This is a genomic window from Halomonas sp. A11-A, assembly GCF_003182195.1.
Taxonomy (GTDB): Bacteria; Pseudomonadota; Gammaproteobacteria; order Pseudomonadales; family Halomonadaceae; genus Halomonas; species Halomonas alkalicola.
Map to the genome: position 1 here is coordinate 84178 of NZ_QGTM01000004.1, position 21943 is coordinate 106120.

Consider the following 21943-nt stretch of genomic DNA (forward strand, 5'->3'; position numbering starts at 1 on the left):
GACCTCCCCGTTGAAGGGAAGCCCCGTCACGGGCCTCCCTGTCAGCGTAGAAGGTGTCGGTCACCCGGGGCAGCCTTATTCGCTCTTGTCGAGGCCGAAGGCGGTATGCAGGGCGCGCACGGCGAGCTCCATCTGCTTCTCGTCGATCACCACGGAGATCTTGATCTCGGAGGTGGAGACCATGCGGATATTGATGCTCTCGTCGGCCAGCACCCGGAACATCTTGGAGGCCACGCCGGCGTGGGAGCGCATGCCGACACCCACCAGGGAGACCTTGGCGATGTTCTCGTCGCCGCGCACCTCACCACCGCCCAGGTCGGGGATCACCTGCTCCTCGAGGATCCGCAAGGTCTTCTTGTAGTCGCCCTTGGCCACGGTGAAGGTGAAGTCGGTGTAGTCACCGGCCGGCGCCACGTTCTGGACGATCATGTCCACTTCGATGTTGGCATCGGCGATCGGGCCCAGGATGCGCGAGGCGACGCCCGGCACGTCCGGGGTGTTGAGCAGGGTCAGCTTGGCCTCGTTGGCGGTGAAGGCGATGCCGGAGATCAGCGGTTCTTCCATGGAGTCCTCGTCTTGGTCGGAGTCTGCAACGATCAGGGTGCCGGGGCCATCCTCGAAGCTGGAGAGCACGCGCAGCGGCACGTTGTACTTGCCGGCGAATTCGACGGCGCGAATCTGCAGCACCTTGGAGCCGAGGCTGGCCAGTTCCAGCATCTCCTCCACGGTGATGGAGTCCAGGCGCCGGGCCTTGCTGCAGACCCGCGGGTCGGTGGTGTAGACGCCGTCGACGTCGGTATAGATCTGGCACTCATCCGCCTTCAGCGCCGCCGCCAGGGCCACCCCGGTGGTATCGGAACCACCGCGGCCGAGGGTGGTGATGTTGCCCTCTTCATCCACGCCCTGGAAACCGGCGACCACCACCACCTGGCCCTCGTCCAGATCTTCCCGGATCTCGTCGGTCTCGATGCGCTGGATGCGCGCCTTGGTGTGGGAGCTGTCGGTGAGGATGCCCACCTGGGAGCCCGTGTAGGAGGTGGCCGGCACGCCCAGCTTGTGCAGCGCCATGGCCAGCAGCGAGATGGTGACCTGCTCGCCGGTGGAAACCAGCATGTCCATCTCGCGCGGCGTCGGCTCGTCGTTGATCTCGTGGGCCATGCCGATCAGGCGGTTGGTCTCGCCGCTCATGGCGGAGACCACGACCACGACCTGATGGCCGTCGTCGCGGAACCCCTTGACCTTCTCGGCCACGGCCTTGATGCGCTCCACGGAGCCCACCGAGGTGCCGCCGAATTTCTGTACGTATAGTGCCATATGCCGATTTTCCCTCGTGAGTCGAACGCCAGGGCGCCCGGATGAGTGAAAGGTGAATCCCTGCAAACAGGGCCGGCACCCTGCGGTCACCGGCCCTGTCGATTGTTACTGGAGGCGCGCCTCGACCCAGGCGGGCACGCTCGCCAGGGCCCCCGGCAGGGCGGCGGCGTCACTGCCCCCGGCCTGCGCCATGTCGGCACGGCCGCCGCCCTTGCCGCCCACCTGGGCGGCCACGTGGTTGACCAGCTCGCCCGCCTTGACACGGTCGGTGAGGTCATCGGTGACGCCGGCAATCAGGCTCACCTTGCCGGCCTCCTTGTCCGCCACGCCGAGCACCACGACGCCGGAGCCCAGCTTGTTCTTGAGCTGATCCAGGACGTTGCGAAGCTCCTTGGCGGAGACCCCCTCCAGGCGAGTCGCCAGCACCTTGACCCCGGCGACCTCGGTCGCCTGGCTCAGCATGTCGCTGCCGGCGGCGCTGGCCAGCTTGGCCTTGAGCCGCTCGAGCTCCTTCTCCAGGCTGCGGTTGCGCTCTACCAGCGACTCGACGCGCTCCTCGACCTGCTCGGGCTTGGCCTTGAGGCGCTCGCCGATGCGAGTGAGGCGCGCCTCCTGCTCGTGGAACCAGGCCAGCGCCCCCTCGCCGGTGATCGCTTCGATGCGGCGCACCCCGCTGGCGATGCCCTGCTCGCTGACGATATGGAAGCAGCCGATGTCGCCGCTGCGCGCCACATGGGTCCCGCCGCACAGCTCGATGGAGAAGTCATCGGCGCCGATGGTCAGAACCCGCACGCTGTCCGCGTACTTGGCCTCGAACAGCGCCGCCGCCCCCTTGGCCTTGGCCTGGTCGAGGGTCATCTGCTCGATCTGCGTGGCCGCGTTGGCCAGCACCTGTTCGTTGACCAGACGCTCCACCTCGGCCAGCTGCTCCGCGCTCATCGGTTCGAAGTGGCTGAAATCGAAGCGCAGGCGCTCCGGGGTCACCAGCGAGCCCTTCTGGGCCACATGGTCGCCCAGCACCAGGCGCAGCGCCTTGTGCATCAGGTGGGTGGCGGAGTGGTTGCGGGTGATAGCGGTGCGCAGCTCGGCGTTGACCTCGGGGCGCACCTCGTCGCCAACGGCGAGCGCGCCCTCGAGCAGCACACCGTGGTGCAGGTGGTGGCCGGACTGCTTCTGGGTATCGGTGACCAGGAAGCGGCTGCCATCAGCGAGGTGCAGGTAGCCGGTGTCGCCCACCTGGCCGCCGGACTCCCCGTAGAAGGGGGTGCGGTCGAGCACCACGATGCCGCGCTGCTCGGGCGCGAGGCCCTCCAGGGCATTGCCCTCGCGGTCGACGATGGCGGTGACGGTGGCGCGATCCTCGAGCCGGTCGTAGCCGGTGAAGGTGGTCTCGCCCTCGAGATCGAGTGCCGCCCCGTAGTCGGCGCCGAACTGGCTGGCCGCCCGGGCGCGCTCGCGCTGGGCCTCCAGGGCACGCTCGAAGCCGATCTCGTCGAGGGTCACGCCGCGCTCGCGGCAAACATCGGCGGTCAGGTCATAGGGGAAGCCGTAGGTGTCGTAGAGCTTGAACACCGTCTCGCCGGGCAGCACCTCGCCGTCGAGGCCAGCCAGCGCCTCCTCGAGCAGGCCCATGCCGTGCTCCAGGGTGCGGGCGAACTGCTCCTCTTCCTTGAGCAGCACACGTTCGATCTGGTGGCGCGCCTCGCGCAGCTCGGGGTAGGCGTCGCCCATCTCGACGTCCAGTGCCCCCACCAGCTTGTGGAAGAAGGCGCCCTGGGCGCCCAGCTTGTGACCATGACGGATGGCGCGGCGGATGATCCGGCGCAGCACATAGCCGCGCCCCTCGTTGGAGGGCAGCACGCCATCGGCGATCAGGAAGGCACAGGAGCGGATATGGTCGGCGATCACCCGCAGCGAGGGGGTGCGGGTGTCATCGTGGCCGGTGGCCTCGGCGGCGGCGGTCAGCAGGTTCTGGAAGAGATCGATCTCGTAGTTGGAGTGCACGCCCTGCATCACCGCGGCGATGCGCTCGAGGCCCATACCGGTGTCGATGGAGGGCTTGGGCAGCGGATGCAGGGTGCCCGCGGCGTCGCGCTCGAACTGCATGAAGACCAGGTTCCAGATCTCGATGTAGCGGTCGCCGTCCTCCTCGGGGCTGCCGGGAGGCCCGCCCCACACCTCGGGGCCGTGATCGTAGAAGATCTCGGAGCTGGGACCGCAGGGACCGGTATCGCCCATCTGCCAGAAGTTGTCCTCGTCGAGCTTCGAGAAGCGCGCCGGGTCGATGCCCATCTCCTCCTTCCAGATCGCCTCGGCCTCGTCGTCGCTAATGTGGACCGTCACCCACAGCTTCTCCTTGGGCAGGCCCAGGGTCTCGGTGAGGAAGGTCCAGGCGAAGCGGATGGCGTCGCGCTTGAAGTAGTCGCCGAAGCTGAAGTTGCCCAGCATCTCGAAGAAGGTGTGGTGGCGGGCGGTGTAACCGACGTTGTCCAGGTCGTTGTGCTTGCCGCCGGCGCGCACGCAGCGCTGGGACGAGGCCGCCCGCACGTAGGGGCGCGGGTCACGGCCCAGGAAGACGTCCTTGAACGGCACCATGCCGGCATTGGTGAACAGCAGGGTCGGGTCGTTGCCCGGCACCAGGGAGCTGGAGGGCACGACGGTATGGCCGTGCTCCTCGAAGTAACTCAGGAAGGCCTGTCTGATGTCTGCGCTTTTCATGGGGTATCCGTGGCGATGGGCAGGGTGGCCGTCGGCGACGAGGCCACCCGGGGCGTTCGCAAAGGGAGACATTATAGCGCAGCTGTCAAGGGACTAAAGAGGCAGCACCCGCAAGAACGGGGCGGACCCTGCCACTAGTCGAGATCCGCTGCCGAGTCCCAGGCATGATCCAGGGCGTGACGCACCTGCTCGAAGTCGAAGCCGCGACCGGCCAGGAAGCGCTCGCGCCGGGCGCGCTCGCGGGGGGTGTCGCCGGGGCCGGAGAAGCGCCGGGCAAGGGTCTCGCAGGCCAGGGCGAACCAGTCGACCCCGCCCTGCCCCTCCTGCTCGCTGAAGGCGCTGCGCACCAGCTCGCGCTCGATGCCGCGCTGAGAGAGCGCCTGGCGGATCTTCAGCGGGCCCTGCCCGCGCAGGATGCGCGAGCGCAGGAAGCTCTCGGCGAAGCGGGCGTCGGACTGCAGGCCCTGCGCCTCAAGGGCATCGAGGCACTCGCCGATGGCCGCAGGCGCGTGCCCCTTGGCCGCGAGCCGGCTGGCCAGCTCGGCACGGGAATACTCGCGCCGGGCCAGCAGGCGGATGGCGTCATCACGTGGCGTGGCACCGGCATCGGCATCGGCCTGAGCGAACATGGCTTACAGCAGGTCGTCCTCGCGGCCGGCCTCGGCCGCAGCGGGCTCCTCGGCTTCCTCCCTGGGGGCCGGGGCGGCGAGCAGCTGGGCGCGGATCTGGCTCTCGATCTCCTCCATGATGGCCGGGTTGTCCTCGAGGAACTGGGCGGCATTGGCCTTGCCCTGGCCGATCTTGTTGCCCTGGTAGCTGTACCAGGCGCCGGCCTTGTCGACCAGGTTGCACTGCACGCCCAGGTCGATCACCTCGCCGGCGTGGTAGATGCCTTTGCCGTAGAGGATCTGGAACTCGGCCTGGCGGAACGGCGGGGCCACCTTGTTCTTGACCACCTTGACCCGGGTCTCGTTGCCGATGACCTCGTCGCCCTGCTTCACCGAGCCGGTGCGACGGATATCCAGACGCACGCTGGCGTAGAACTTCAGGGCGTTGCCGCCGGTGGTGGTCTCGGGGCTGCCGAACATCACGCCGATCTTCATGCGGATCTGGTTGATGAACACCACCAGGCAGTTGGCGTTCTTGATGTGGCCGGTGATCTTGCGCAGGGCCTGGGACATCAGGCGCGCCTGCAGGCCGACGTGGGAGTCGCCCATCTCGCCCTCGATCTCGGCCCGCGGGGTGAGTGCGGCCACCGAGTCGATGATGATCACGTCGACACCACCGGAGCGCACCAGCATGTCGCAGATCTCGAGGGCCTGCTCGCCGGTGTCGGGCTGGGAGACCAGCAGGTCGTCGAGGTTGACGCCGAGCTTCTCGGCGTAGCTCGGGTCCAGGGCGTGCTCGGCGTCGATGAAGGCACACACCTTGCCCTGCTTCTGGGCCTGGGCGATCACCGAGAGAGTCAGGGTGGTCTTGCCCGAGGACTCCGGGCCGAAGATCTCCACCACGCGGCCGAAGGGCAGGCCACCGATGCCCAGTGCGATGTCGAGCCCCAGGGAACCGGTGGACACCGACGGCATGACCACCCGCGGGGCATCGCCGAGGCGCATCACGGTGCCCTTGCCGAACTGGCGCTCGATCTGGGAAAGCGCGGCGCTCAGCGCCTTGGAGCGGTTGTCATCCTGAGCCATGTCGGATCTCCTGGTCGAGGTGTCTGAATACTGTATGACTGAACAGCAGTATGGCGAAAAAGGGTAGGCAGGACCAGTGCAAATTCGGCCCGGATACGAGGCAGGGCTCAGCGAGCCTCGAGGCGACGGACCAGGCCCACCAGGGCCTCGCGCACCGCCTGCTCGCGCACCGCGCGGCGATCACCGGGATAGCGATGGCACTCGGCGCTGGCGCCCTGGGCATCGCCCCAGGCCAGCCACACGGTGCCCACCGGCTTCGCGTCGCTACCGCCTCCGGGGCCGGCCACGCCGCTGACCGCCACGCCGAGGCCGGCGCCGCTGTCGCGACAGGCGCCGACCACCATGGCCTCCACCACCTCGCGGCTCACCGCCCCATGGGCCTCGAGCAGCGCCTCGGGAACGCCCAGCAGGCGGGACTTGGCGGCGTTGGAGTAGGTCACGTAGCCGGTCTCGAAGTAGTCGGAGCTGCCGGCCACCGCGGTGATGGCGCTGGCCACCCCGCCGCCGGTGCAGGACTCGGCGGCGGTGACCGTCATGCCCCGCTCTCGACAGAGTCGGCCCAGGCGCTCGGCCAGGGTGATGAGGTCGAGGTTGGCCAGGCTGGCGGCGGAACGGGGCATGGGGCGGTCTCCTGAGTCATCTGCAATCGCTCCTGACGGAGTCGATGCCTGGACGGTAGAATACCGGCTTTTGTCAGCGAGTGCAGAGCCGCAACAGGGAGCTCCGATGTCACAGGCCACAAGCCCCTCTCATACCCCCATGATGGCGCAGTACCTGAAGATCAAGCGCGACCACCCCGACGTGCTGCTCTTCTACCGCATGGGCGACTTCTACGAGCTCTTCTTCGACGACGCCCGGCGCGCGGCGGCGCTGCTTGACATCACCCTGACCCAGCGCGGCCAGTCGGCCGGCAAGCCGATCCCCATGGCCGGGGTCCCCTACCACAGCGCCGAGGGGTACCTCGCGCGCCTGGTGGCGGCCGGCGAGTCGGTGGCGATCTGCGAGCAGATCGGCGACCCGGCCACCAGCAAGGGGCCGGTGGAGCGGCGCGTGGTGCGCATCGTCACCCCCGGCACCCTCTACGACGAGGCGCTGCTCGACGCCCGCCGCGACAACCTGCTGGTGGCCGTGCACGCCGCCGGCGAGCGCATGGGCCTCGCCTGGCTGGAGCTCTCCAGCGGGCGCTTCAGCGTGCTGGAAGTCGAGGGTGAAGGCGAGATGCTGGCCGAGCTGCAGCGCCTCGACCCCGCCGAGCTGCTGGTGGCCGAGAGCCAGGACCTGCCCCCCGCCCTGGAGGGCCGGCGCGGCCTGCGCCGCCAGAGCGACTGGCTGTTCGACCTGGAGAGCGCCACCCGCCTGCTGTGCGACCAGTTCCGAGTCCAGGACCTGCGCGGCTTCGGCTGCGCCCACCTCACCGCCGCCCTCACCGCTGCCGGCGTGCTGATCGAGTACGCCCGGGACACCCAGCGCTCGCGCCTGCCCCATGTCACCGCCATCGGCGTGGAGAGCCGCGACGATGCCGTAGTGATCGACGCCGCCAGCCGCCGCAACCTGGAGATCGACATCAACCTCGGGGGCAGCGGCGACAACACCCTGGCCAGCGTGCTCGACACCACCGCCACGGCCATGGGCTCGCGGCTGCTCAAGCGCTGGCTCAACCGCCCGCTGCGCGACCGCGAGCGGGTGCAGGCCCGCCAGGCCGCGGTGGCGCTGCTGCTCGAGGCCGAGGGGTTCGTGGCGCTGCGCGAGTCGCTCAAGGCGATCGGCGACGTGGAACGCATCCTGGCGCGGGTCGCCCTCTACAGCGCCCGCCCGCGGGACCTGGCCCGGCTGCGCGACGCCTTCAACGCCCTGCCCGAGCTCGAGGCATCGCTTGTCGACTATCCCGAGGGCACGGCGCTTGACGAGCTCCGGCGCCATATCCGCCCCTACCCGGCGCTCGCCGATACCCTGACCCGCGCCCTGATCGAGAACCCGCCGGTGGTAATTCGCGACGGCGGGGTGATCGCCGAGGGCTTCGACGCCGAGCTCGACGAACACCGCGGCCTGGCCGAGCATGCAGGCGACTATCTGGTGAGGCTGGAGACCCGGGAGCGCGAGCGCACCGGCCTACCCGGTCTCAAGGTGGGCTACAACCGGGTCCACGGCTACTACATCGAGATCCCCCGCGCCCAGGCCAGGGACGTCCCGGCGGACTACGTGCGCCGCCAGACCCTGAAGAACGCCGAGCGCTTCATCATCCCCGAGCTCAAGGAGTTCGAGGACAAGGCGCTGTCGGCCAAGTCCCGGGCACTCGCCCGGGAGAAGCTGCTCTACGACGGCCTGCTCGACACCCTCAACGCCGAGCTCGACGCCCTGCAGGCCAGCGGCCGCGCACTGGCCGCCCTGGACGTACTGTGCGCCTTCGCCGAGCGCGCCCAGGCGCTGGATTTCGTGCGGCCGCGGCTGGCCGAGACCCCCGGCATCGCCATCCGGGGCGGCCGCCACCCGGTGGTGGAGCAGGTCTCCGACGCCCCCTTCGTGCCCAACGACCTGGTGATGGGCGACGACCGCCGCATGCTGGTGATCACCGGCCCCAACATGGGGGGCAAGTCCACCTTCATGCGTCAGGCGGCGCTGATCGTGCTGCTCGCCCATACCGGCAGCTTCGTGCCGGCGGACGCCGCCGAGATCGGCCCGGTGGACCGCATCTTCACCCGCATCGGCTCCTCGGACGACCTGGCTGGCGGGCGCTCCACCTTCATGGTGGAGATGACCGAGACCGCCAACATCCTGCACAACGCCACCGACCACAGCCTGGTGCTGATGGACGAGATCGGCCGCGGCACCAGCACCTTCGACGGCCTCTCGCTGGCCTGGGCCAGCGCCGAGCAGCTGACGCGCACCCGCGCCTTCACCCTGTTCGCCACCCACTACTTCGAGATGACCGCCCTGCCCGAGCAGGCCGAGGGGGTGGCCAACGTGCACCTGACGGCCGCCGAGCACCGTGACGGCATCGTCTTCATGCACCGCGTGGAGGAGGGCCCGGCGAGCCAGAGCTACGGCCTGCAGGTGGCCCAGCTCGCCGGCGTGCCCCAGGGGGTGATCGCCCGGGCCCGGGAGAAGCTCGCCCAGCTGGAGCAGCAGGAGGTGGACCAGGGTAGCCGGACCGCGCAGCGCCTCGGTGACCGTCCCCCGATGCCGCAGCAGAACGACCTCTTCGCCAGCGCCCCCCACCCGCTGGTGGAAGAGCTCGGCGGCCTGGCCCTGGATGACCTGACGCCGCGCCAGGCCCTGGCGCTGCTCTACCGCTGGCGGGAGTCATTGTAAGGTGCACGGAGTTACCAAGCCGTGTCAGCGAAAGGCGCCGGAGACAGGTCGGAGAGGGGGTCCGAGGACCAGGGATGGCCGAGGTAGCGTACAGGGAGGTATTCATAGCGCCCCCGAACAGGCCTGTCGCCGGAACAGCCTTGAGCGATCCAGCCATCTGCGATGGTCCTGAACATGCCGTCCTTCGTCTTGCTAGGCCAGGGGGCCGCGACTAGAATGGTCTGATTCACCGCCGCCTTAGCATAAGAAACACGGCTTTTATAACCGTTTTATCAACTATCCACAGTGGCCGTGCGACGCCGGCCCGAGGAAGGGAGAGTGGCATGACATTCGTCGTCACCGAGAACTGCATCAAGTGCAAGTACACCGACTGTGTCGAGGTGTGCCCGGTGGACTGTTTCTATGAAGGCCCCAACTTCCTGGTGATCCACCCCGACGAGTGCATCGACTGCGCCCTGTGCGAGCCGGAGTGTCCCGCCGAGGCGATCTTCTCGGAAGACGAATTGCCGGAGGGCCAGGAGCCGTTCATCGAGATCAATGCCGAGCTCGCCGAGGTATGGCCCAACATCAGCGAGAAGAAGGACCCGCTGCCCGACGCCGAGGAGTGGGACGGCAAGCCGGGCAAGCTCGAGCAGCTGGAGCGCTGAGAGCGTCGCCAGCCCCGTACGCGGGGGCCAGCACGTAAAAAGGAACGCCGAATGTCTCGCGACATTCGGCGTTCCTGCTTCTGCCTGCCATGCTGGAGAACACCGGCAAAAAAGGCGGCCCGCAGGCCGCCCGCTCCAAGCTGTTCCTTGAGCGGCTCCCTCCGCCCGACTCCCGTGATGCCTTCCCTGCCCGGAAGCAGCCTCCTGCCGCACCTGGCGCATCACTCAGCATCCCGTTGCATCCTGCCGGGAGCAGCAATGCTGCCCCCTTGTCCCGAGTTCATTGTGGCAGAGCTGCATTGCAACACAAGCGGGACCAACGGCGACCGACCTCGACCGGCGCGCTGGCTCAGCAGCGGGACTCCAAAAAAACACGTTTAATAACATATTGTTAAAAAAAGACCGACGCCAAAGGCATCGGTCTTTCCGCTGAACCTGAGCAAATCTCTTCGCCAAATTGTCAGCGATTTCCTACACGGGTTCCCGCCTCAAGCAACAGCGTTCGCTTACTGGCCCTTGATGGCCGATAGCCCCGGGTAGCGGGCGCGCTCGCCCAGCTCGTTCTCGATCACCAGCAGGCGGTTGTACTTGGCCACGCGGTCGGAGCGGCACAGCGAGCCGGTCTTGATCTGGCCGGCACAGGTGCCCACGGCGAGATCGGCGATGGTGGTGTCCTCGGTCTCGCCGCTGCGGTGGGAGATCACCGCGGTGAAGCCGGCGTCCTGGGCCATCTTGATGGCATCCAGGGTCTCGGAGAGCGAGCCGATCTGGTTGAACTTGATCAGGATGGAGTTGCCGATCTGCTCGTCGATGCCGCGCTTGAGGATCCTGGTGTTGGTGACGAAGAGATCGTCGCCTACCAGCTGCACGCGGTCGCCAAGCTTGTCGGTCAGCACCTTCCAGCCGGCCCAGTCGGACTCATCGAGGCCATCCTCGATGGAGACGATGGGGTAGTCGTCGCACAGGCCGGCCAGGTAGTCGGCGAAACCGGCGGCGTCATACTGCTTGCCCTCGCCGGCCAGGTCGTACTGGCCATCCTTGAAGAATTCGGAGGCGGCGCAGTCCAGCGCCAGGGTCACGTCGCTGCCCAGCCGGTAGCCGGCGTCCGATACCGCCTGCTTGATCACCGCCAGTGCCTCGGCGTTGGACTCGAGGTTCGGGGCGAAGCCGCCCTCGTCGCCCACCGAGGTGGAGAGCCCCTTCGCGGAGAGCACCTTCTTCAGGGCGTGGAAGATCTCGGCGCCCATGCGCAGGCCTTCGCGGAAGTTGGGCGCGCCCACCGGCTGCACCATGAACTCCTGGATGTCGACGTTGTTGTCGGCATGCTCGCCGCCGTTGAGGATGTTCATCATCGGCACCGGCATGCTGTACTGGCCCGGCTGGCCGTAGAGCTCGGCGATATGGGCGTAGAGCGGCATGCCCTTGGCGTCGGCCGCGGCCTTGGCGGCGGCCAGCGACACCGCCAGGATGGCGTTGGCGCCAAGCTTGGCCTTGTTGTCGGTGCCGTCGAGGGCCAGCATGGCGTCATCCAGGCCGCGCTGATCGCGAGCGTCCATGCCGACCAGGCACTCGCGAATGGCACCGTTGACCGCCTCGACCGCCTTCAGCACGCCCTTGCCCAGGTAGCGGCTCTTGTCGCCGTCACGCAGCTCCAGGGCCTCGCGGGAGCCGGTGGAGGCGCCGCTGGGCGCGCAGGCCACGCCCACGGCACCGCTCTCCAGACGCACCTCGGCCTGGACGGTGGGATTGCCGCGGGAATCGAGCACCTCGAGGGCGCGAATATCGACGATCTTGGTCATGCGAGTTTCCTTCTTGTGTCAGCGTAGGGAAATCATTGGATGTCGAGGGGGGCGAAGCCCTTGACCAGCTCATCGATGGCCTTGAGCTGGGCCAGGAAGGGCTCGAGGCGGTCCAGCGGCAGGGCGCAGGGGCCGTCGCAGAGGGCGGCATCCGGGTCCGGATGGGCCTCCAGGAAGAGTCCCGCGAGCCCCACGGCCACGCCGGCCCGGGCCAGCTCGGCCACCTGGGCACGACGGCCATCGGCGCTGTCGGCGCGCCCGCCGGGGCGCTGCAGCGAATGGGTGACGTCGAAGAACACCGGGCGGCCGGTCTGCTTCATCTCGCCGAAGCCGAGCATGTCCACCACCAGGTTGTTGTAGCCGAAGCTCGAGCCGCGCTCGCAGAGGATCACCCGGTCGTTGCCGGCCTCCTCGCACTTGCGAATGATGTGGCGCATCTCGTGGGGCGCCAGGAACTGCGGCTTCTTGATGTTGATCACCGCCCCGGTGCGCGCCATGGCGACGACCAGGTCGGTCTGGCGCGCCAGGAAGGCGGGCAGCTGGATAATGTCGGCGACCTCGGCCACGGGGGCGGCCTGCCAGGGCTCATGGACGTCGGTGATGATCGGCACGCCGAAGCGCGCCTTCACCTCGGCCAGGATCTCGAGCCCCTTCTCCAGGCCCGGGCCCCGGTAGGAGTGGATGGAGCTGCGATTGGCCTTGTCGAAGCTCGCCTTGAAGACGTAGGGCATGCCGAGGCGTCCGGTCACCTCGACGTAGGTCTGGGCCACTTCGAGAGCCAGCTCGCGGGACTCCAGCACGTTCATGCCGCCGAACAGCATCAGCGGCAACGAATTGCCGGCCTCGAGGCCGGCAATGGAGACATGACGCTCGGGTGCGCTCATCCCGTTACTCCTGGTGGGAGGACTGCGCGCGGGTGCGCGCCGCCTTGTGCTCCAGCGCCGCGTTGACGAAGCCGGTGAACAGCGGGTGGCCGTCGCGGGGGGTGGAGGTGAACTCCGGGTGGAACTGGCAGGCCACGTACCAGGGGTGGTCGGGCAGCTCGACCATCTCCACCAGGGAGTTGTCGACGCTCTTGCCGGAGACCACGAGCCCCGCCTGCTCGAGCTCCTCGATGAACTGGTTGTTGACCTCGAAGCGGTGGCGATGGCGCTCGACGATCTCGTCATTGCCGTAGGCCTCGCGGGCCTTGCTGCCGACCTTGAGACGGCACACCTGGCCGCCCAGGCGCATGGTGCCGCCGAGGTCGGAGGCGGCGTCGCGCAGCTCGATCTTGCCCTCGGGGGTGATCCACTCGGTGATCAGGCCCACCACCGGATGCTGGGTGTCGTGGGTGAACTCGGTGGAGTTGGCGTCCTCCCAGCCGGCCACGTTGCGGGCGAATTCGATCACCGCCACCTGCATGCCGAGGCAGATGCCGAGATAGGGAATGCCGTTCTCCCGGGCATAGCGGGCCGTGGCGATCTTGCCCTCCACGCCGCGCTCGCCGAAGCCGCCCGGCACCAGGATGGCGTCCTTGCCGGCGAGGCGCTCGGTGCCGTGGCGCTCGATGTCCTCGGAGTCGATGTAGTCGACGTTGACCTTGACCCGGGTCTGGATGCCGGCGTGGATCAGGGCCTCGTTGAGCGACTTGTAGGCGTCGAGCAGCTCCATGTACTTGCCGACCATGGCGATATTGATCGACTTCAGCGGGTTGAGCTTGGCGTCGAGAACCTTGATCCACTCGTTGAGGTCGGCCTCGTCGGCCGTGAGCCGCAGCTTGTCGCAGACGATCTCGTCCAGGCCGTGCTCGTGGAGCATGATCGGGATGCGGTAGATGGTGTCGGCATCCTGCAGCGGGATGACCGCCCGCTCCTCCACGTTGGTGAACAGCGCGATCTTGCGGCGCTCGCTCTCCTCGAGCTCCACCTCGCTGCGGCAGATCAGGATGTCCGGCTGGATACCGATGGAGCGCAGCTCCTTGACGCTGTGCTGGGTCGGCTTGGTCTTGGTCTCGCCGGCGGTCTTGATATAGGGCACCAGGGTCAGGTGCATGAAGAGCGCCCGGTTGGCCCCCAGCTCGCTTCTGATCTGGCGGATGGACTCCAGGAAGGGCAGCGACTCGATGTCGCCCACGGTGCCGCCGATCTCCACCAGCGCCACGTCGAAGCCCTCGCCACCCTCAAAGACCCGGCGCTTGATCTCGTCGGTGATGTGCGGGATCACCTGGACGGTACCGCCCAGGTAGTCGCCGCGGCGCTCCTTGCGCAGCACGTGCTCGTAGACCCGACCGGTGGTGAAGTTGTTGCGCTGGGTCATCTTGGTGCGGATGAAGCGCTCGTAGTGGCCCAGGTCGAGATCGGTCTCCGCGCCATCCTCGGTGACGAATACCTCGCCGTGCTGGAAGGGGCTCATGGTGCCCGGGTCCACGTTGATGTACGGGTCGAGCTTGAGCATGGTGACCTTGAGGCCGCGCGCCTCGAGAATCGCCGCCAGCGAGGCCGACGCGATGCCCTTGCCGAGAGAGGACACAACGCCGCCGGTCACGAAGATATATCGTGTCATGGAGAACCTGTCGAAACGTGATCATGAGGCTCGGCAGGAAGCCGCGCCAGGATGGGACGACAGACTAGCAGAACACGACCAATGGCTCAATTTCGGCCAGCCGCCTGATCCGCGGCTTACCCGGCGACAGGCCCTGGCGGCGCTGCCCCTAGGTGGAGCCAAAAGGCAGGCAGACCAAGCCGGGGAGCCCGCCGCCGGCGCCACGCCGAGCGAAACCCTGATACTCCGCTCGCGGCCCGCGCGTCGCCGCACAACATAATCCCTCACGGGTGCGGCTCGCTCGCCATCCCTGGCGAGCGCCACGCGGCCGCTTCGCTTCACATCAGCGCTCGGCTAAAGGCTTGCGCGACGGGTTCCCAGGCTCTCCGTGTAGCGCCACTTAGACGCCCAGATAGTCCAGGATGCCCTCGGCGGCCTGGCGGCCCTCGTGGATGGCGGTGACCACCAGGTCGGAGCCGCGCACCATGTCGCCGCCGGCGAAGACCTTCGCATGGCTGGTCTGGAAGCGGAACTGGCCCTGCTCCGGCGCCTTGACCCGGTCGCGCTCATCCACCTCGATGCCATGGTCGGCGAACCAGGCGGGCGGGTCCGGCTGGAAGCCGAAGGCGATGACCACCGCGTCGGCCGGAATCACCTCCTCGGAGCCCGGCACCACCTCGGGGCGGCGGCGGCCGTTCTCGTCTGGCTCGCCAAGGCGGGTGCGCACCACCTTGACCCCCTCCACCTTGCCCTCGCCCACCACCGCCACCGGCTGGCGGTTGAACAGGAACTCCACGCCCTCCTCGCGGGCGTTGGCCACCTCGCGGCGCGAGCCCGGCATGTTCTCCTCGTCGCGGCGATAGGCGCAGGTCACGCCGCTGGCGCCCTGGCGGATGGCGGTGCGGTTGCAGTCCATGGCGGTGTCGCCGCCGCCCAGCACCACCACGCGCTGGCCCTTGAAGGAGATGTATTCGCCGGGGTCCTTCTCGAAGCCCAGGCAGTGATTGACGTTGGCGATCAGGTAGTCCAACGCCTTGTGGACCCCGGGCAGGTTCTCGCCGGGGAAGCCGCCCTCCATGTACTTGTAGGTGCCCATGCCCATGAAGACGGCGTCATACTGCTCGAGCAGCTGGTCCATGGTGATGTCGCGGCCGATCTCCACGTTGAGGCGGAACTCCACGCCCATCTCCTCGAACACCGCCCGACGGCGCTCCATCACGCTCTTCTCGAGCTTGAACTCGGGGATGCCGAAGGTCAGCAGGCCGCCGATCTCCGGGTTGCGGTCGAACACCACCGGTTTGACCCCGTTGCGCGCCAGGATGTCGGCGCAGCCCAGGCCCGCCGGCCCGGCGCCGATCACCGCGACCTTCCGATCGGTCCAGGTCACCTGGGACATGTCCGGGCGCCAGCCCATGGCGAAGGCCGTATCGGTGATGTACTTCTCCACCGAGCCGATGGTCACCGCGCCGAAGCCGTCGTTGAGGGTGCAGTCGCCCTCGCAGAGGCGGTCCTGGGGGCAGACCCGGCCGCACACCTCAGGCAGCGAGTTGGTCTTGTGGGAGAGCTCCGCGGCCTCGAGGATGTTGCCCTCGGCCACCAGCTGCAGCCAGTTGGGGATGTAGTTGTGGACCGGGCACTTCCACTCGCAGTAGGGGTTGCCGCAGTGCAGGCAGCGATGCGCCTGGCTGGCCGCCTCCTGGGGCTTGTAGGGCTCGTAGATCTCGGCGAACTCCCGCGAGCGGGTGCGGGCGTCCTTCTTCTGCGGGTCCTGACGACCCACGTCGATGAACTGGAAGTCGTTGCTCAGACGGTTGGCCATGTCGATTCTCCTGGAAGTCCTGTTGGTCACCCCGGCCGAGCCCTTAAGCCCGGCGGGGCGAATCACCTGTTGTCGAGGGCGTTATTCCGGCTGTCGCCGCCTCTCTACTCCGGCTGACGCCGGGATTGGGCCAACAGGCTGTTCAGGCTTGCCGCCTTGGGCTTCACCAGCCAGAAGTGGCGGATGAAGTCGCTGAAGTCGTCGAGGATGGCGCGGCCGCGGGCCGAGCCGGTCTCGTCGACGAACTCCTCGATCACCTCGCGCAGGTGGCGGCGATAGGCTTCCATGGTCTCCGTGTTGACGCGGTGGATCTCCACCAGCTCGTGGTTGTACTTGTCGACGAAGGTACGGTCCTCGTCGAGCACGTAGGCGAAGCCGCCGGTCATGCCCGCGCCGAAGTTGACGCCGGTCTCGCCGAGCACCGCCACCAGGCCGCCGGTCATGTACTCGCAGCAGTGGTCGCCGGCGCCCTCGATCACCGCGTGGGCGCCGGAGTTGCGCACCCCGAAGCGCTCGCCGGCGGTGCCCGCGGCGAACAGCTTGCCGCCGGTGGCGCCATACAGGCAGGTGTTGCCGATGATCGCCGTCTTGTGGCTCTCGAAGCGGCTGGCCTTGGGCGGGGTGATCACCACCTTGCCGCCGTTCATGCCCTTGCCGACGTAGTCGTTGGCGTCCCCTTCCAGATAGAGGTTGAGACCGCGGGCGTTCCAGACGCCGAAGCTCTGGCCCGCCACGCCGATGAAGCGCGCGGTGACCGGCGCCTCCTCGAGCCCCGCCTCGCCGTAGCGCTTGGCGATGGCCCCGGAGGTGAGCGCCCCCACGCTGCGGTCGCAGTTGGTGATGGTGAAGGAGAAGTCGCCGCCGGACTTCGCCTCGATGGCGTCCGCCAGCGCCGCCAGCACCTCCTGGTTCTTGGCACCCGGGTCGTGGGGTACGTTGCGGCTCACCTGGCAGAACTGCGGCGCCTCGGCCGGCACGAAGTCGTTGCCGAGCAGCGGGGTCAGATCGAGCCTGCGCTGGGAGGCGGTGACGCCCTCCAGCACCTCGAGCAGGTCGGTGCGGCCGATCAGGTCGGTGAGCTTGCGCACGCCCAGCAGCGCCAGCAGCTCGCGCACCTCCTCGGCGATGAAGCGGAAGTAGTGCTTGACCATATCGACGGTGCCGCGGAAGTGCTCGCCGCGCAGGAAGTCATTCTGGGTGGCCACGCCGGTGGCGCAGTTGTTGAGGTGGCAGATGCGCAGGTACTTGCAGCCCAGCGCCACCATGGGCGCGGTGCCGAAGCCGAAGCTCTCGGCGCCAAGAATCGCCGCCTTGACCACGTCCAGCCCGGTCTTCAGGCCGCCGTCGGTCTGCAGGCGGATCTTGTCACGCAGGCCGTTGATGCGCAGCGCCTGGTGCACCTCGGGCAGGCCCAGCTCCCAGGGAGAGCCGGCGTGCTTGATGGAGGTGATCGGGCTCGCCGCGGTGCCGCCGTCGTAGCCGGAGACGGTGATCAGGTCGGCGTAGGCCTTGGCCACGCCGGTGGCGATGGTGCCGATGCCGGGCTCGGAGACCAGCTTCACCGAGACCTGGGCCTCCGGGTTGACCTGCTTGAGGTCGAAGATCAGCTGGGCCAGGTCCTCGATGGAGTAGATGTCATGGTGGGGCGGCGGCGAGATCAGGGTCACGCCGGGCACCGAGTAGCGCAGCCGGGCGATCAGGTCGTTGACCTTGCCGCCGGGCAGCTGGCCGCCCTCGCCGGGCTTGGCGCCCTGGGCGACCTTGATCTGCAGCACCTCGGCGTTGACCAGGTAGGCCGGTGTGACGCCGAAGCGCCCGGAGGCGATCTGCTTGATTTTGGAGGAGCGGATGGTGCCGTAGCGGGCCGGATCCTCGCCACCCTCGCCGGAGTTGGAGCGCCCGCCCGCCTCGTTCATGGCCTGGGCCAGGGCCTCGTGGGCCTCCGGCGACAGCGCGCCCAGCGACATGCCGGCGCTGTCGAAGCGCGGGATCAGGTCCTCGACCGCCTCCACCTCCTCGAGGGGCAGCGGCTCGGCGGCCGGCTTCAGCTTGAGCAGGTCGCGGATGGTGGCCGGAGGACGTTCGTTGACCAGGGCGGCAAACTTCTTCCACTTGGCGTAGTCGCCCTCCTGCACCGCCTCCTGCAGCGCCTTGACCACATCGGGGTTGTAGGCGTGGTACTCATGGCCGTGCACATACTTGACCAGGCCACCCTGGGAGATCCCCTTGCGCGGCGTCCAGGCGTCGCGGGCCAGCCACTCCTGCTGCAGCTGCAGCTCGGCGAAGCCGGTGCCCTGGATGCGCGAGGCCATGCCGGTGAAGCACAGCGCCATCACCTCGTCGGCCAGGCCCACCGCCTCGAACAGCTGGGAGCCGCGGTAGGAGGCGAGCGTCGAGATGCCCATCTTGGAGAGGATCTTGTAGAGCCCCTTCTGCAGGCCCTTGCGGTAGTTCTCGCGGGCGTCGGCCGGGTTGCCGGTGAGCTCGCCGGTGCGCTGCATGTCGGCCATCACCTGGTAGGCGAGCCACGGGAAGACCGCGGTGGCGCCCACACCGAACAGCACCGCCATCTGGTGGGCGTCGCGGGCATAGCCGGTCTCCACCACGATGTTGGCCCGCGGGCGCAGTGCCAGGCGACTGAGATGGTGGTGCACGGCCCCCACGGCCAGGGCGGCGTGAATGGGCAGCTCGCCCCGTTCGAGGTCGGCATCCGACAGCACCAGGACCACCTTGCCGTCGTTCACGGCCTCCTCGGCCTGGCGGCAGAGCTCGCGAATCGCCGCCTTGAGCCCCATCGCCTCGGGGTCGTAGGCCATGCGCAGCCGATGGCTAGCGAAGGCAGGGTCATCCTGCTCCACCAGGGCGGTGAACTTGCGCGGCGAGAGCACCGGGGTGGTCAGGATGATGCGGTGGGCGTGCTCGGGCGTCGCCTTGAAGACGTTAAGCTCGGCACCGATGCAGGTCTCCAGCGACATCACGATCGCCTCGCGCAGCGGGTCGATGGCCGGGTTGGTGACCTGGGCAAACTTCTGGCGGAAGTAGTCGGTCAGCAGGCGCTGCTTGCCGGAGAGCACCGCCATGGGGGTGTCATCGCCCATGGAGCCCACCGCCTCCTGGCCGCTCTCGGCCAGCGGACGCAGCAGCTGGTCGCGCTCCTCGAAGCTCACCTGGAACATCTTCTGGGCGACGTTGAGGGCGTCGGGCTCCATGGTGTGGAAGCTGGCCAGCTCCGTGAGCGCCGACTCCAGGTAGTGGGCCTCCTGCTTCAGCCAGCGCTTGTAGGGGTAGGCCGACTTGAGGCGCTCGTCGATGTCGCCGGTGTGCAGCACCTCGCCGGTCTCGGTATCCACGGCGAGAATCTGGCCGGGGCCCACGCGCCCCTTGGCCACCACGTCCTCGGGCTTGTAGTCGTAGGTGCCGATCTCCGAGGCCAGGGTGATGAAGCCGTTCTTGGTGATCACCCAGCGGGCCGGACGCAGGCCGTTGCGGTCCAGCATGCAGAGCGCCTGGCGGCCATCGGTCATCACCACGCCGGCGGGGCCGTCCCAGGGCTCCATGTGCATGGAGTTGTACTCGTAGAAGGCGCGCAGGTCGCCATCCATCAGCTCCACGTTCTGCCAGGCGGGCGGCACCATCAGGCGCACGGCGCGGTGCAGCTCCATGCCGCCGGTGAGCAGCACTTCCAGCATATTGTCCATGCTCGAGGAGTCGGAGCCGACGGTGTTGACGATCTCGTCGAGCTCGGCGATTTCGGGCAGCCGCTCGCAGACGAAGTTCTCCTTGCGAGAGTTGGCCCAGCCGCGGTTGGCCTCGATGGTATTGATCTCGCCGTTGTGGGCCAGCAGGCGGAAGGGCTGGGCCAGCGGCCAGCGCGGCGCGGTATTGGTGGAGAAGCGCTGGTGGAAGACGCAGATCGCGGTCTCCAGGCGCCCGTCACCGAGATCCCGGTAGAAGGCCGGCAGGTCCACCGGCATCACCAGGCCCTTGTAGGAGATCACCTGCTCGGAGAGCGAGCAGACGTAGAACTCCTGCTCGTCGCGCAGGGCCTGCTCGGCCAGGCGGCGGCCCATGAAGAGGTCGACCTCGAAGGTCTCGGCACTGCCGTTCTTGCCCGGCTCCACAAAGAGGTGACGGATCCGCGGCAGGCACGCCAGCGCCATGGGGCCGCAGACGCTCGGGTCCACCGGCACGTCGCGCCAGCCGCGGATCACCAGGCCGCGGGCACGCAGCTCGCCCTCGAGGGTGTCACAGGCCTTCTCGGCACGGGCGTCGTCGTCAGGCAGGAACACCGCCCCCACCGCGAAGCGCTCGCCCAGGCTCACACCCAGCGCCTCCTCGGTCACCTGGCGCATGAAGGCCTCGGGCATCCTGAGCAGCAGGCCGCAGCCATCGCCGGTCTTGCCGTCGGCGGCGATGCCGCCACGGTGGGTCATGCAGGTGAGCGACTCGATGGCGGTCCTGAGCAGCTGATGGCTGGCTCGGCCCTCCATGTGGGCGATCAGGCCGAACCCGCAGTTGTCGCGGAACTCGCCGGGCTGATGGAGACCTCTGTTCATGGGCGTGCCTCGGATAAAGGTGATTTCTTTTGCAGCTTTATCGTGATATATTAAACGGTTTTTATTTTTTCATGCTGCGCCTCGCGAGGCGTCAGGCTGCACGACAAAAGGCCGCCCAGCATAGACACCCCGCCGGGAAACGCGCAACGCCCCGGATGCATCGTCGATCAAAAAACACCAGAAAATCCGCGACTTGCAAAACCGTCCCGGGCAAAAAAAGCCTTTCTCTCAATGACTTGCAGCACGCATAGACGGATCTTCAACGATTCGGCGCCAGCGATAGACTTTAGTCTAACAAACCCCCAAAACCCCATGCTGATAACGCATAAGCCATGCGGATTGTCGGCATGGGCCCTGCCCGACGCCGCAAGCCACCCGGCAGCGCCCCACCAACGACGACGCCCGCACAGGGGTGCGGGCGTCGGGATCGGAAGAAAACGATGGCGCAGGCGGCGTCAGTCGCGGGGAAATGCCTCGATCAGCGCCTCGATCAGCTCGACCGGGGTCTCGTCGAAGAGGCAGGCATCTCCCAGCGAGCGCAGCAGGATAAGGCGCAGGCGACTGTCGACGTTCTTCTTGTCCAGCCGCATGCGGACCAGGAAGTCCTCCACCGACATGCCGGCAGGCGCGGCCAGCGGCAGCCCGGCGGCCCCGATGATGGCCCGGGTGCGCGCCACCTCGGCCTCGGAAAGCCAGCCCAGCCGCGCCGAGAGCTCGGCGGCCATCAGCATGCCGGCCCCCACCGCCTCACCGTGCAACCAGACCCCGTAGCCCTGGTGCGCCTCGATGGCGTGCCCGAAGGTGTGCCCCAGGTTGAGCAGCGCCCGGACCCCCTGCTCGGTCTCGTCCTCGGCGACGATCTCGGCCTTGAGCGCACAGCTGCGCTGGATGGCACGGGTCAACGCCGATGCCTCCAGGGCCCTCAGGGCGGGCATCTCGGCCTCCTGCCAGGCCAGGAAATCGGCGTCGCGGATCAGCCCGTACTTGATCACCTCGGCGAGCCCCGCGGAGAGCTCCCGGGGCGGCAGGGTAGCCAGGGTGTCGGTGTCGATCAGCACGGCCCGGGGCTGCCAGAAGGCGCCGATCATGTTCTTGCCCAGCGGGTGGTTGACCCCGGTCTTGCCGCCCACGGAGGAGTCCACCTGGGAGAGCAGGGTCGTCGGCACCTGGATGAAGGCCACGCCGCGCTGATAGCAGGCGGCCGCATAGCCCACCATGTCGCCGATCACCCCGCCGCCCAGAGCGATCAGGGTGCAGCGGCGGTTGAAGCCCGCCTCCAGCAGCGCGTCCCAGATGCGCGACACGCTGGCCAGGGTCTTGGTGGCCTCGCCATCGGGCAGCACCAGCTCGCGCACCTCGACGCCTGCCGGCAGCGAGGCCCGACAGCGCTCCAGGTAGAGCGGCGCCACCACCTCGTTGGTGACGATCATCACCTGGCGGCCGGCCAGCCAGGGTGAGAGCGCCTCCGGCTCGCCCAGCAGGCCGGGGCCGATATGGATGGGGTAGCTGCGTTCGCCCAACGCCACCTCGAGGGTGCGCGGGCCTGTCAGAGTCTCGATCATGG

The 21943-nt window shown here is 68.0% G+C and carries 13 protein-coding genes; 2 read left to right on the top strand and 11 right to left on the bottom strand.

Annotated features, from left to right (window positions below; all coding sequences use genetic code 11):
• Positions 1–75 precede the first annotated feature (75 nt).
• The 5 genes from DER72_RS04910 to DER72_RS04930 form a co-directional block, all read right to left on the bottom strand.
• On the bottom strand, positions 76–1314 hold the full coding sequence (locus tag DER72_RS04910) for an aspartate kinase (protein WP_110068879.1): 1239 nt from the start codon (positions 1312–1314) through the stop codon (positions 76–78).
• Between the two features lie 105 nt (positions 1315–1419).
• Entirely contained in the window at positions 1420–4032 is a 2613-nt protein-coding gene (alaS, locus tag DER72_RS04915) for an alanine--tRNA ligase (RefSeq protein WP_110068880.1), read from the bottom strand.
• Between the two features lie 134 nt (positions 4033–4166).
• The gene (locus DER72_RS04920; protein WP_110068881.1) at positions 4167–4661 is read right to left on the bottom strand and encodes a regulatory protein RecX; all 495 of its coding nucleotides are present in this window, start codon (positions 4659–4661) and stop codon (positions 4167–4169) included.
• 3 nt (positions 4662–4664) lie between these two features.
• On the bottom strand, positions 4665–5726 hold the full coding sequence (gene recA / locus DER72_RS04925) for a recombinase RecA (protein ID WP_110068882.1): 1062 nt from the start codon (positions 5724–5726) through the stop codon (positions 4665–4667).
• A 107-nt stretch (positions 5727–5833) separates the two neighbouring features.
• Positions 5834–6346: a CinA family protein gene (locus DER72_RS04930; protein WP_110068883.1), complete on the bottom strand. Its 513-nt coding sequence runs from the start codon at positions 6344–6346 to the stop codon at positions 5834–5836.
• 106 nt (positions 6347–6452) lie between these two features.
• Here DER72_RS04930 and mutS point away from each other — a divergent pair, with 106 nt between their 5' ends.
• The gene (mutS, locus tag DER72_RS04935) at positions 6453–9035 is read left to right on the top strand and encodes a DNA mismatch repair protein MutS (RefSeq protein WP_110068884.1); all 2583 of its coding nucleotides are present in this window, start codon (positions 6453–6455) and stop codon (positions 9033–9035) included.
• A gap of 323 nt (positions 9036–9358) precedes the next feature.
• Positions 9359–9682, top strand: a complete 324-nt coding sequence (gene fdxA / locus DER72_RS04940) for a ferredoxin FdxA (protein ID WP_102627034.1) — start codon at positions 9359–9361, stop codon at positions 9680–9682.
• 506 nt (positions 9683–10188) lie between these two features.
• Here the strand turns inward: fdxA and eno are convergent.
• From eno to aroB, 6 genes are all read right to left on the bottom strand, one after another.
• Entirely contained in the window at positions 10189–11481 is a 1293-nt protein-coding gene (gene eno / locus DER72_RS04945) for a phosphopyruvate hydratase (RefSeq protein WP_110068885.1), read from the bottom strand.
• Between the two features lie 32 nt (positions 11482–11513).
• Positions 11514–12365: a 3-deoxy-8-phosphooctulonate synthase gene (gene kdsA, locus DER72_RS04950; RefSeq protein WP_110068886.1), complete on the bottom strand. Its 852-nt coding sequence runs from the start codon at positions 12363–12365 to the stop codon at positions 11514–11516.
• A gap of 4 nt (positions 12366–12369) precedes the next feature.
• On the bottom strand, positions 12370–14025 hold the full coding sequence (locus DER72_RS04955; RefSeq protein WP_110068887.1) for a CTP synthase: 1656 nt from the start codon (positions 14023–14025) through the stop codon (positions 12370–12372).
• 379 nt (positions 14026–14404) lie between these two features.
• Positions 14405–15823 carry an FAD-dependent oxidoreductase gene (locus DER72_RS04960; RefSeq protein WP_110068888.1) on the bottom strand — a complete coding sequence of 473 codons (1419 nt, stop codon included), beginning with the start codon at positions 15821–15823 and terminating at the stop codon, positions 14405–14407.
• Between the two features lie 104 nt (positions 15824–15927).
• Positions 15928–20379 (bottom strand): glutamate synthase large subunit, encoded by a 4452-nt coding sequence (gene gltB, locus DER72_RS04965; RefSeq protein WP_110068889.1) that lies wholly within the window; start codon positions 20377–20379, stop codon positions 15928–15930.
• 455 nt (positions 20380–20834) lie between these two features.
• Positions 20835–21941 carry a 3-dehydroquinate synthase gene (gene aroB / locus DER72_RS04970; protein ID WP_110068890.1) on the bottom strand — a complete coding sequence of 369 codons (1107 nt, stop codon included), beginning with the start codon at positions 21939–21941 and terminating at the stop codon, positions 20835–20837.
• Between the last annotated feature and the right edge of the window lie 2 nt (positions 21942–21943).